The sequence below is a fragment of the Gammaproteobacteria bacterium genome (genome assembly GCA_013817245.1).
Classification (GTDB): domain Bacteria; phylum Pseudomonadota; class Gammaproteobacteria; order HTCC5015; family HTCC5015; genus JACDDA01.
In genome coordinates, this window is the sequence record JACDDA010000002.1 from 197,147 (window position 1) to 209,873 (window position 12,727).

Sequence of the window (12,727 nt, forward strand, 5' to 3'; positions counted from 1 at the left end):
ACCTTGAAAAAAGAAAAAAAGAATAGCTAATTTTAATTAAAAAATTATCAGTATAGATAACGGAACGTATTGTTATGTCTGTAAAAGATACTCATTCAAACAGTCTATTAGATAAGCTCGATAGCGCAGTTGTTGAGATTGATAATATGCTGAAAGCAGTGAGCGATGCATATTCGAATCAAGAATTTGCTGCGCAAGCCGCAGAAACCTTGGAGCTTGCGAAAGGAAAACTCGCAACTTTAGAAGCAGCTGTTGTTGCCAAAGCTAAATTTGTTGCGCAAGAAACCGATGAATATGTGCATGAAAATCCTTGGAAGAGTATCGGTATAGCAGCAGGGCTTGGCGTGCTGTTAGGCGTATTGTTGAGTCGTCGCTAAATGAGTTCGTCACCGGTAGATGCGCAAAATAATCCCAGCACAGCGTGGCCACATTTTTTGGCTGGTTTTCTGGGATTGGTGCGAACCCGCATTGAATTGTTTTCCGTAGAGCTGCAAGAAGAAAAAATACGTGCACACCAAACCTTATTGCTGCTAGTAATTGCGGTAGTATTTTTGGGCATAACCGTTTTGCTTATTACTATTTTTGTGCTGGCGTTATTTTGGGACACCTATCGTTTGTGGGCGATTATCAGCATGACGTTGATCTATGCGAGCATTGGTTTGTTGGCCTTATGGATAATGCGTTGCCAATGGCAGAATAGCCCCCGCGCTTTTGCTATGACGATGGGCGAATTTGAAAAAGATATAACTATGTTTGCTGCTCGTGCACAAGATTCAGTTGATGAATAAAACACTTAAACAATTAGCGTTGCGCAAAACATTATTAACCATGCGTTCTGATGTGCATCGCTTGCAATTACAACAAGCGTGGATTGAAGTGCGAACGAGTATTGGCGGCAATGCTACTCCTACGGGTATTTGGCAAAGCGGTTCGGTTTTATCAACGATAATAACGGTGTTGGGCGCGATTGCTGGTAATGGCCAATTAGGCGCCGTTTTGAAATTAGCGAGCCAGGGATTAGTGTTAATGAGATTCGTGCAATTTGCGATGAATCGTATAAAAGCCGGGAAGCCAGCAGAGAGTGCTGAATCAGCATAAATCAGTGACTAAAAAATGGTGGGCCCTGTAGGACTTGAACCTACGACCTATCGATTATGAGTCGACTGCTCTAACCAACTGAGCTAAGGGCCCGAGAAATTAATGGACATAAAAATACCCGATACAGGAGGCCTGTATCGGGTGCGAAGAATAACGGATTATTCGTTGTCGAGGAAGCTACGTAATAGTTCTGAGCGAGAAGGATGACGCAATTTACGCAATGCTTTAGCTTCGATTTGACGAATCCGTTCACGGGTTACATCAAATTGTTTGCCGACTTCTTCTAAGGTGTGATCGGTATTCATGTCGATACCAAAACGCATACGCAATACTTTTGCTTCGCGAGGCGTTAAGCCTGACAAAACATCGCGTGTTGCTTCGGCTAAACCATCGTTTAATGCCGCTTCAATAGGCGATACAACATTGCTGTCTTCAATAAAATCACCTAAGTGAGAGTCTTCATCGTCACCAATTGGGGTTTCCATTGAAATAGGTTCTTTAGCAATTTTTAATACTTTGCGAATTTTGTCTTCCGGCATTTCCATGCGTTCAGCCAACTCTTCTGGTGTTGCTTCGCGGCCTTGTTCCTGTAGTACTTGGCGAGAAATACGATTTAATTTATTAATCGTTTCAATCATGTGCACTGGAATACGAATAGTGCGTGCTTGATCGGCAATAGAACGAGTAATGGCTTGACGAATCCACCAGGTTGCATAGGTTGAAAATTTATAACCGCGACGATATTCAAATTTATCGACGGCTTTCATCAAACCGATATTGCCTTCTTGAATCAAGTCGAGGAATTGCAAACCACGATTGGTATATTTTTTCGCAATTGAAATAACCAAACGTAAATTAGCTTCCACCATTTCTTTTTTAGCGCGACGGGCTTTCGCTTCGCCGATAGAAATTTTACGATTAATTTCTTTGATATCGGTAATCAGTAAACCGCTTTCTTCTTCGATAGCAATTAATTTGGCTTGTAAGTCTTCAATGACGCGCGCATTTTTTTGTAATGCTTCAGCGAATTTGGTTTTACCGCCGCAATGATTTGTCACCCAGTCTGGATTGGTTTCATTTTGAGGAAAGCTTTCGATGAAGGTTTTGCGCGGCATGCCAGAGTCGCGCACACACACTGCCATGATTTCGCGTTCGTTGTTACGAATACGGCCAACGGCGGTGCGTAAATCACCGACTAAACGTTCAACAAATACGGGAGCGAAACGGAACTCTAAAAAAGCCGCTGCCATTTCTTGAAAAGGTTTGCTGTCGGTAGATAAAAGTTTGCTACGACGTTTGGTGGCTTTAGCATACAGCGCACGCAACGCATCCATACGGGCTGCGACTTCTTCAGGATCGGGGCCAGTATCGACTACTGCGGTTTCTTCACCTTCTTCGTCTTCGATTTCGGGCGCTAATACCACCGCATCGTCGTTAGCCGCTTCCAGATCGATAGGTTCAGGCACAGTAACGGTGTCTTGATTGGGGTCGATAAACCCCGTGACGAGTTCGTTTAAACGACCTTCACCCGTGAGATATTTATCATACGAGGTCAATAAGCTGTTGATGGATTCAGGGAAAATGGCCAAGGCATTTAATACTTGTTGCAAGCCGTCTTCGATCCGTTTGGCAATTTCAATTTCGCCTTCACGCGTTAATAATTCGACGGTGCCCATTTCGCGCATATACATACGAACAGGATCGGTGGTACGGCCAAATTCACTATCAACAGTAGCTAAGGCAGCGGCAGCTTCTTCAGCTGCGTCATCGTCGGTGGCGGTAGAGTCGGATAACAACAAGCTATCGGCATCAGGCGCAGATTCGAGCACGCGAATGCCCATGTCGTTAATCATGCTGATGATGTCTTCTACTTGATCGGTATTGACCAAATCATCCGGTAGATGATCGTTTACTTCAGCATAGGTCAGGTAACCTTGTTCTTTGCCTTTGGCGATCAGTTCCTTGATTTGGGACTGTTGTTGTTGCTTGGCGGCAGCGGCTTCACTCATTTAGATATACCTGCGGGTGGCGCGCAAAAGCGCGGGGTTAAAGCGGCCTTCCGAAGCACATAAGGATTCGGATGACGGCGCGAAGTTCTGGTGTTTTTCAACAGATCGCATGGGCTGAATGTGCGCATGCTGTTTGTGAGACATCTATTTAGACGTTATTTCGCAGTATGCAAGGTAGAAAGTGAAATACTTTTAATTTAAAAGCATTTTCCTCGCATATCCACCAGCCGAAGGTGGTTTGGGGGGATATAAAACCGGCTTTGGCGTTACACCATATATATGGGTGAGGGGAAGGCGGAGCCGACAGCTTAGAAATTTCATTGGGGTATTCGGCTGAAATACGTAGTTCAGCTTGCGGCCACCGCCCATCTAAGCGAAAATTGCGCCCCGTTGCCGGCTGGCAATTCCCGTTGTTTATCTGTAAGTCGTGGTACTTGCTCGCGCCATCCCCGAATACGATGGCCGCGCCGGATAAATGGACGGAGATAAATATTGAGGCAGTTTGCCGCTGCTTATTGGCCTGAAATGATGGGGCGCAGGCGTACATTTTTTTCAATTGATCGATCTTGTTGGAGTTTTTCATGCCCACTCGCCGAACCCTCGCTAATGCGATTCGTGCTCTTAGTATGGACGCTGTGCAGAAAGCGAATTCTGGCCATCCGGGTGCGCCCATGGGTATGGCAGATATTGCCGAAGTGTTGTGGAATCAATACTTGAAACACAATCCGCGCAATCCAAATTGGTGGAATAGAGATCGTTTCGTGTTATCCAACGGCCATGGTTCGATGCTGATTTATTCGTTATTGCATCTGACCGGTTATGCGCTTTCTATTGATGACTTAAAAAATTTCCGTCAGTTACACGCAAAAACTGCAGGCCACCCTGAATATCGTGAAGCGCCCGGTATTGAAACCACCACTGGACCTTTAGGCCAAGGATTAAGTAATGCGGTGGGCATGGCGTTGGCTGAAAAAATGTTGGCGGCTCAATTTAATCGCGATGAATTTGAAATTATTGATCATTACACCTACACCTTTTTAGGTGACGGTTGTTTGATGGAAGGTATTTCGCATGAAGCGTGTGCGCTTGCAGGGACTTGGCGCTTAGGTAAGTTGATCGCATTTTATGATGACAATGGCATTTCAATTGATGGTGAAGTAGAAGGTTGGTTTACCGACGATACTGCAACACGTTTTGAAAGTTATGGTTGGCATGTCGTGCGCGGCGTTGATGGTCATGATGCGGCAGCGATTAGTGCAGCAGTAGAACAGGCGCGTGCTGTTAGTGATAAACCTAGTTTGATTTGTTGTAAAACGATTATTGGTTGGGGCGCGCCGAATAAACAAGGTAAAGAAGAATGTCATGGTGCGCCGCTGGGTGCGGATGAAATTAATTTCAGTCGTACATTTTTAGAATGGTCACACGAACCGTTTGTAGTTGCTGATGACGTTTATGCCGCGTGGTCGGCGGTGGAGCGCGGCAAACAACAAGAAGCAGAATGGCAAGCCTTGTTTGATGACTATCACGCAGAACATCCTGATTTAGCGATTGAATTAAAACGCCGTATCCAAGGTGAGTTACCGTCACATTGGGCAGAAAAAGTTAATGCATTGGTGCAACAAACCGTTACGGCTGCAAAAAATGATGCAACTCGAAAATCATCACAAATAGTTTTAGGTGGCATCGGTGCTTTGTTACCTGAGTTAGTCGGTGGTTCGGCTGATTTAACCGGTTCAAATTTAACTGCGTGGTCTGGTTCTAAAGCGATAACCGCTGAAGATGCTAGCGGTAATTATATTCATTATGGCGTACGTGAATTCGGCATGGTGGCGATTGCGAATGGCATTGCCTTGCATGGCGGTTTTATTCCTTATGACGGTACGTTTTTAGTATTTTCAGATTATGCGCGTAATGCTTTGCGCATGTCCGCCTTGATGGGGATTCGTACGATTCATGTATTAACGCATGACTCTATTGGATTAGGTGAAGATGGCCCTACGCATCAACCGATTGAACACATCGCATCATTACGTTATATCCCCAATATGTCTTTATGGCGTCCTTGTGATGCAGTAGAAACGGCGGTTGCGTGGCAACATGCGGTTGAACGTAGTACTGGCCCGACGTGTTTAGCGTTATCGCGCCAAGGTTTAGCGCATCAAATTCGCAGCGCAGAACAAATTGCTAACATCGCACGCGGCGCTTATGTGTTGTTGGAACCCAGTGCTGCACCACAAGCCATTATTATTGCAACGGGTTCAGAAGTTGAATTAGCGGTTGCAGCAGCACAAGCATTAAATGCACAAGGTCAACAGGTGCGCGTAGTCTCGATGCCGAATCCAGAATTATTCGATACACAATCTGCGAGTTATCGTGACAGCGTCTTGCCATTAACCATTCGTGCACGCGTGGCGGTAGAAGCCGGTGTTACTCATTATTGGCGTAAATATGTTGGTTTAGATGGCGACGTTATTGGTATCGATCGATTTGGTTTGTCTGCACCGGCTAAAGCTATCTATACAGAATTAGGCGTCACCGTTGAAGCTGTACAAAACGCCGTAGCAAAATTATTAAAGTAATAAAACACCGAATTTTTAAAGGAGAGTTGCAGCAATGTCTATTAAAGTCGCTATTAATGGTTATGGTCGTATTGGTCGCAATGTGTTGCGTGCCCTTTATGAAGCAAATCGCACACAACAAATTCAAGTGGTTGGCATTAATGATTTAGGCAATGCTGAAACCAATGCTCATTTAACACGTTATGACACTGCGCATGGCCGTTTTCCTGGCGACGTAAAAGTCGATGGCGATTATTTAATCATCAATGGTGATCGCATTCGTGTTTTCGCGGAACGCGATCCCGCTAAATTACCGTGGGGTGAATTAGGCGTTGATGTAGTTTTAGAATGCACCGGTTTATTTACCAGCAAAGAAAAAGCCAGCGCGCATTTAAAAGGCGGTGCGAAAAAAGTTATTATTTCTGCGCCAGGTGGTAATGATGTTGATGCCACGATTGTGTATGGCGTTAATCATAAAACCTTAAAAGCCAGCGATACGGTTATTTCGAACGCATCATGCACCACTAATTGTTTAGCGCCTTTAGTTAAACCGTTGAATGATAAAATTGGTGTTGAAAGCGGCGTGATGACAACCATTCACGCTTACACCAATGATCAAGTATTAACCGATGTGTATCACTCCGATTTGCGGCGCGCACGTTCTGCCACTATGTCGATGATTCCTACCAGTACCGGCGCGGCAAAAGCGGTGGGCTTGGTATTGCCAGAATTAGCGGGCAAGTTAGATGGTTTCGCGATGCGTGTGCCTACCATTAACGTGTCGATTGTTGACTTAAGTTTTATTGCTAAGCGTGACACCAGCGTTGATGAAATTAATAAAATTTTATTAGAAGCATCAAAAGGCGAATTAAAAGGCGTCTTAGATTATTGTGAAGCACCTTTAGTGTCCGTGGATTTTAATCACAACCCAGCATCATCTAGTTATGACGCCGCGTTGACTAAAGTTATGGATAAGCGGTTAGTAAAAGTATTATCGTGGTATGACAATGAATGGGGTTTCTCCAACCGCATGTTGGATACCACTATTGCTTTGATGAACGCCAAGTAAGTTTTTCAAGCCCCGCCATTCTGGCGGGGCTTGTTCGTTTTGGGTTTTGAAAAATGTTGTTACTGAGTTAGCCGCATGACTACTTTGAAAATGTTAGATCTATCTTTAGCCGGTAAACGTTTGTTGATTCGGCAAGATTTAAATGTACCCATCAGTGAAGGTCGCGTAACGTCGGATGCGCGAATTCGCGCAAGCTTGCCGACGTTGCAAGCAGCCGTTGCGGCGGGCGCAAAAGTTTTAGTGTTATCGCATTTGGGTCGACCTACGGAAGGTGAATACGATAGCCAATATTCTTTAAAACCGGTCGCGGATCATTTACGCGGTTTATTGGATTGCGAAGTTAATTTTGCCGCTGACTGGATTGATGGCGTTGAATTAAAAGCCGGCACAGTAACCATTGCGGAAAACGTACGTTTTTTAGTTGGCGAAAATAAAAATGATGATGCGCTCGCAAAAAAAATGGCAGCCTTATGTGATATTTATGTCATGGATGCATTTGGCACCGCGCATCGTGCGCAAGCATCGACGCACGGCGTCGCAAAATATGCGCCGACTGCATGTGCAGGTCCTTTATTAGCCGGTGAACTAGAAGCATTAGAGCGTGCACTCGCCAATCCTAAACGACCGTTGATTGCGATTGTTGGTGGTTCAAAAGTGTCTACCAAGTTAACAGTATTAGAATCGTTGTCACATAAAGTGGACCAGCTTATTGTCGGCGGCGGGATTGCGAATACTTTTATTGCGGCCGCGGGTTACTCGGTTGGAAAATCTTTATATGAAGCCGATTTGTTAGATACCGCAAAACAATTAATTGATGGCGCGAAAGTGAATAAATGCGATATACCCGTTCCTTTTGATGTGGTATGCGGTAAACGTTTTGCAGCAGACGCTGAAGCGACTTTAAAAATTGTCGGTAAATTAGAAGTCGACGATATGATTTTTGATATAGGCCCACAAACTGCAAGTGCGATAGCGGAAATGTTAAGTAGCGCAGGCACTATCGTATGGAATGGTCCCGTGGGTGTATTTGAGTTTGATCAGTTTGGTGCGGGCACTAAACTAATTGCTGAAGCCATTGCAGAGTCTGATGCGTTTTCAATCGCGGGCGGCGGCGATACTTTGGCCGCGATTGATAAATATGGTATTGCCGATAGCATTTCATATATCTCAACCGGCGGCGGTGCTTTCATTGAATTTTTGGAAGGCAAAATATTGCCCGCAGTAGAAATTTTGGAAATAAGAGCAAAAGGATAATTATGCGCCGTCGTACTAAAATTGTTGCAACACTAGGGCCCGCGACGAATTCGCAAGCTGCGATTCGTGAATTATTAGCGGCCGGTGTTGATGTAGTACGGCTAAATTTTTCGCATGGCTCTGCTAAAGATCATTTGCAACGCGCCGAGTGGGTGCGGCAAGCCGCGCAATCATTGCATCGTCCCGTGGGCATCTTGGTTGATTTGCAAGGTCCTAAAATTCGTTTGGAATGTTTTCAAGGCGGGGTTGCACAGCTAGTTGAAGGCGCAGAATTTGTTATTGATACACAGCATCCTGTGCATGCCGGCGACGCAAGTCGGGTGGGCGTTGCTTACAAAGAATTGCATCAAGATGTAAAGCCAGGAAATTTTTTATTAGTAGACGACGGACGCATTGAATTACAAGTAATGAAAGTAGTCGGTACTGCAGTGCATACCATTGTTGCAATGGGCGGCGAGGTTTCGGATCACAAAGGCATTAATTTACGCGGTGGTGGTTTATCTGCACCGGCGTTAACGGAAAAAGATATTCATGACATGGCTATCGTTGCTGATATGGCGGCGGATTACGTAGCGATTTCATTCGTGCGCAATGCACAAGATGTACAAGAAGCGCGTCAGCGTTTATTAGCCTTAGGTTGTACTGCGGGCATCATCGCTAAAATAGAACGCACTGAAGCGTTACTTGTTATTGAAACCATTATTGATGCGAGTGACGGCATTATGGTGGCGCGTGGTGATTTAGGCGTAGAAATAGGCGATGCCGAATTACCTGCTGTGCAAAAACGTTTAATTGCCCAAGCACGCGAACGCAACAAAGTAGTCATCACTGCTACGCAAATGATGGAGTCAATGATTCATAGTCAAATTCCTACGCGCGCAGAAGTATTTGATGTGGCTAATGCCGTATTAGATGGCACCGATGCGGTAATGTTATCGGCGGAAACCGCGACGGGTGATTACCCAGTTAAAGTGGTGCAGGCAGTAGATCGAATTTGTTTTCGTGCCGAACGTGAGACCGTGGTTAAACAGTCTACGCATCGCATTAATACGCATTTTGAACGCATCGATGAAACCATCGCGATGGCAACCATGTACGCTGCCAATCATTTAGGCGTAACAGCGATTGCAGCTTTAACTGAATCGGGTTCTACTGCATTAGCAATGTCACGAATTAGTTCAGAAATCCCAATTTTTGCGTTAACACGCCATGACCAAACCATGGGCAAAATGGCGTTGTATAAAGGTGTGCATCCGCTAAAGTTAACCGGGTTTTTTACCGATCATGCGCACGCGAATAAAGCGACCATCGATTTGTTGCAAGCGGAAAATGCGGTAGTTGATGGCGACAAAGTTATTATTACTAAAGGCGATTTGATGGGCGTGCACGGGGGTACGAACGCGTTGAAAATTGTCGAAGTCGGTAAATTGCTGGAACCCGGCAGTTTATAAAAAATTGAAAATACATTCGTTTAAGTAAAAATGAAATAAAAGTAACACACTGGAGAGTACGGCGATGAACTTAGAAGCACTGAAAAAAACCGCGCAAGCAATGGTTGCCGGCGGCAAAGGTATTTTGGCCGCAGATGAAAGCCATGGTACTTGCAACAAGCGATTTGAAAAATTAGATATTCAAACGACTGAAGAAAAACGTCGTGAGTATCGTGATTGTTTATTAACCACGCCAAAATTATCTGATTACATTGGTGGCGTGATTTTATTTGATGAAACTATTCGTCAATCCACCTTGAAAGGCAATGTACCGTTTGCAAAATATTTAGCCGATAACGGCATTGTTCCTGGCATCAAAGTGGATGCCGGCGCTAAAAATATGGCGGGTCACCCTAATGAAATTATTACCGAAGGCTTAGATGGTCTGCGTGAACGTTTGGCGGAATATTATGCTTTGGGCGCACGTTTTTCAAAATGGCGTGCCGTTATTACGATTGGTGCGAATATTCCGAGCACCGCTTGCTTAGAAGCGAATGCGCATGCCTTAGCGCGTTACGCATCGTTATGCCAAGAAGCTAATATTGTGCCGATTGTGGAACCCGAAGTATTAATTGATGGTGATCATGATATTGCACGCAGTTATGAAGTTACAGAATTAGCACAACGTTTTTTATTCGCACAATTAAAAGCGCAGAACGTCGCGTTAGAAGGCATCATCTTAAAACCTTCGATGGTTATTTCCGGTAAGTCAGCAAAAAATCGTGCGGATCCAAAAACAGTTGCTAGTGAAACTATTCGTTGCTTATTAAATACAACACCTGCTGCTGTTCCTGGCATTGCATTTTTATCCGGCGGCCAAACAGATGCTGAAGCGGCGCACCATTTAAGTTTAATGCATAATTTAGGTGTGTCTTTGCCGTGGCATTTAACGTTTTCTTATGGCCGTGCATTACATCAAGCGGCTATGGATGCATGGAAAGGTCAAGCAACCAATGTTGATGCTGCACAAAAAGTGCTTTATCACCGCGCTAAAATGAATTCTTTAGCTGCACAAGGTAAGTATGATACGAGTTTAGAAAAAGCGGCGTGATTGTTATTACGTTATAGAATAAAAAAGGGCGCAGCAAGCGCCCTTTTTTATGCCCGCGTATTAATTAATCAATGGCAGGGAATTGCGTTATACGTTTAGGAATTTGTAATGTAATTTGAGTGCCACGATCGGCCAAGGGTTGAATGATAACTCGGCCACCAAATACACCTGCGCGTTCGCGCATACCAATTAAGCCAAGAGATTCGACGTGATATATTTTTTCTTCGCTAATGCCTTTACCGTTATCTTGAATTTCTAACGTAACTTCATCTGCGACCAACGTTAGCCGCACAAAAACATTATTAGCGTGTGCGTGCCGCACAATATTAGTCAGTGATTCTTGAAAAATACGAAACACCGCGAGTTGAATGCCGCGCTCTAAGCCGGCTTCATCAATGTCAACATGTGAGGAATAATCGCAGCCTGTGCGTTCACTGAATTGTTGAAGTTGCCATTTAATGGCAGCGGATAAACCAAGATCATCCAGCAATTTTGGACGTAGTTCGGTCGCCACCCGCCACACCCGTTCCATAGTTGATTCGATCATCTCACCCATGGCATCAGTGCGTTCTAATAATGTCGTTTGTTCAGCCGGTATGCGTTTTTGAATCCACTGCAAATCCAATTTTAAAGCGGTTAATATTTGTGCGAATTCGTCGTGTAATTCGCGCGCAATCATTTCACGCTCTTCTTCGCGAACTTGCTGTAAGCGGGTTGCAAGATTACGCAGGCGCTCGCGCGAATCACGTAAATGTTTTTCATTGCGTTTTTGTTCGGTAATATCTTGCATCGAACCTATCATGCGGATGGCTTTTTTATTGTCATCATAAATAATATAGCCACGATCAAAAACGATGGCATAAGAACCATTGCCATAACGAAAACGATATTCTGCCGACCAAAAGTTATGACCGCGTTGAGTCAGTTGGTGAATATCATCCAGAATACGTTTTTTATCGACGGGGTGCGTATTATCCAGCCACCATTTGGCCACAGGGCCAATTTCTTCGCTGCTATAACCGAACATAAGTTCGGCGCCAGTATTCATCCAGACTTGATTAGTGATCAGATCCCAGTCCCATATAGCGTCATTGGTTGCACGCGCCACGATTTGAAAACGTTGTTCACTTTCGCGCAACGCTTGTTCAGTATTTTTAAGCGGCGTGATGTCAGTTGCCGTGCCGGTGAAATGCGTTAAATCACCTTGTTCGGTGTAACTAGGAATGGCATTAAATATTAAAGTAATAATTTTATTATCGGCGCGCTTAAAAAATAATTCGTGCTGACCAATTTGTTGCCCAGTCGCTAATTCACGGAGTAATTTTTTACCTAAGTAATGATGCGAGCTCGGGATAAAGTCTAAAACTGAGCGACCCAGCATGTCATTTAGTGAATAACCAAAGATTTCACTGGCTGCAGGATTTAAAAAACGCCAGCGTCCTTCGGTATCAGTTGACCAGATTAAATCGCGGGCGGTGTCGACTAAATAACGGTAACGCGCTTCACTACTGCGCAAAGCGGCTTCGGCCATTTTGCTTTCGATAACGGTGCCAAAATAAGAAGCGATCGCGCGTAACATATCAATATCTTGCACAGTCCAATGGCGCGCAAAGCGCGTTTCTTCCATGCCTAAACTACCCCACCAACGGCCTTTAACAAAAATAGGAATAAGAGCGACGCAGGTGGTGTTTTGAATGCGTAAAAAATCTTGTTCTGCTAGTGGGAAATCATCAATGGCGCCATACACGGGTTCGCCTGTCTGCAAAATATTTTGCCAACGTTGTAAACCATGTTGGTGATGGGAAAACACCGCATTTTGTTGCTCCATTAAATTTTTTAAGGCGGCCTTATGCTCTTCTATCGCCCAAAAAAATCGGGGTGCGGCTAAAACATCATCGCCAGTTGCGCTAATATTTTCAAACACCGTGACTTTGGCGACATCCACCGCTTGGCCAATGAGCGCTAACACATCATTAGTGACGGTTTCCCAGGTGTTGCTGCGTAATAACAATTGCGTGGCATTGGTGAGTGCTTGCAAAATGCGCGTACTATAATCGGCCGCATGATTGGTTTCGTGCACGCTATTGGCTAATGGAGTAGAGGGTGGATTATTGGAATTATTGTTAGGCGCAACCATGTTGGAATATCCGTATTCTTTAGCGACGCCAAGGAAAGTAGCAGCAAGTTTAGTATAAATT

The 12,727-nt window shown here is 44.6% G+C and carries 11 protein-coding genes and 1 tRNA gene; 8 read left to right on the forward strand and 4 right to left on the reverse strand.

Annotated elements, in window-relative coordinates:
• Nucleotides 1–74: 74 nt before the first annotated feature.
• Genes H0W44_03775 through H0W44_03785 form a run of 3 tightly spaced genes read left to right on the forward strand, consistent with a single transcriptional unit; the run spans nt 75 to nt 1,098 of the window.
• Complete coding sequence (locus H0W44_03775; GenBank protein ID MBA3581553.1) at nt 75–377, forward strand: DUF883 domain-containing protein; 303 nt, start codon at nt 75–77, stop codon at nt 375–377.
• Complete coding sequence (locus tag H0W44_03780; GenBank protein MBA3581554.1) at nt 378–788, forward strand: phage holin family protein; 411 nt, start codon at nt 378–380, stop codon at nt 786–788. It abuts the gene before it with no gap.
• Complete coding sequence (locus H0W44_03785; protein ID MBA3581555.1) at nt 781–1,098, forward strand: hypothetical protein; 318 nt, start codon at nt 781–783, stop codon at nt 1,096–1,098. Before H0W44_03780 ends, H0W44_03785 begins: the two co-directional genes overlap by 8 nt.
• A 16-nt stretch (nt 1,099–1,114) precedes the next feature.
• Here H0W44_03785 and H0W44_03790 read toward each other — a convergent pair.
• From H0W44_03790 to H0W44_03800, 3 genes are all read right to left on the reverse strand, one after another.
• Nucleotides 1,115–1,191: transfer RNA gene (locus H0W44_03790), tRNA-Ile, on the reverse strand.
• Between the two features lie 65 nt (nt 1,192–1,256).
• Complete coding sequence (rpoD, locus tag H0W44_03795; GenBank protein ID MBA3581556.1) at nt 1,257–3,107, reverse strand: RNA polymerase sigma factor RpoD; 1,851 nt, start codon at nt 3,105–3,107, stop codon at nt 1,257–1,259.
• Nucleotides 3,108–3,255: 148 nt separating this feature from the next.
• Nucleotides 3,256–3,690 carry a hypothetical protein gene (locus tag H0W44_03800; protein ID MBA3581557.1) on the reverse strand — a complete coding sequence of 145 codons (435 nt, stop codon included), beginning with the start codon at nt 3,688–3,690 and terminating at the stop codon, nt 3,256–3,258.
• Here H0W44_03800 and tkt point away from each other — a divergent pair.
• The 5 genes from tkt (at nt 3,689) to H0W44_03825 (ending at nt 10,529) form a co-directional block, all read left to right on the forward strand.
• A complete protein-coding gene (gene tkt / locus H0W44_03805; protein MBA3581558.1) occupies nt 3,689–5,686 on the forward strand; it encodes a transketolase in 1,998 nt (665 codons plus the stop codon). The genes H0W44_03800 and tkt overlap by 2 nt on opposite strands.
• Nucleotides 5,687–5,720: 34 nt before the next feature.
• Nucleotides 5,721–6,734, forward strand: a complete 1,014-nt coding sequence (gene gap / locus H0W44_03810; protein MBA3581559.1) for a type I glyceraldehyde-3-phosphate dehydrogenase — start codon at nt 5,721–5,723, stop codon at nt 6,732–6,734.
• Between the two features lie 75 nt (nt 6,735–6,809).
• Nucleotides 6,810–7,988, forward strand: coding sequence for a phosphoglycerate kinase (locus H0W44_03815; protein MBA3581560.1), 1,179 nt, complete (start codon nt 6,810–6,812; stop codon nt 7,986–7,988).
• A 2-nt stretch (nt 7,989–7,990) separates the two neighbouring features.
• Nucleotides 7,991–9,439, forward strand: a complete 1,449-nt coding sequence (gene pyk, locus H0W44_03820) for a pyruvate kinase (GenBank protein ID MBA3581561.1) — start codon at nt 7,991–7,993, stop codon at nt 9,437–9,439.
• A gap of 64 nt (nt 9,440–9,503) precedes the next feature.
• Nucleotides 9,504–10,529: a fructose-bisphosphate aldolase class I gene (locus H0W44_03825; GenBank protein MBA3581562.1), complete on the forward strand. Its 1,026-nt coding sequence runs from the start codon at nt 9,504–9,506 to the stop codon at nt 10,527–10,529.
• A gap of 64 nt (nt 10,530–10,593) precedes the next feature.
• On the opposite strand, the gene H0W44_03830 is transcribed toward H0W44_03825, so the two are convergent.
• Nucleotides 10,594–12,666, reverse strand: coding sequence for a PAS domain S-box protein (locus tag H0W44_03830; GenBank protein MBA3581563.1), 2,073 nt, complete (start codon nt 12,664–12,666; stop codon nt 10,594–10,596).
• Nucleotides 12,667–12,727: the final 61 nt, after the last annotated feature.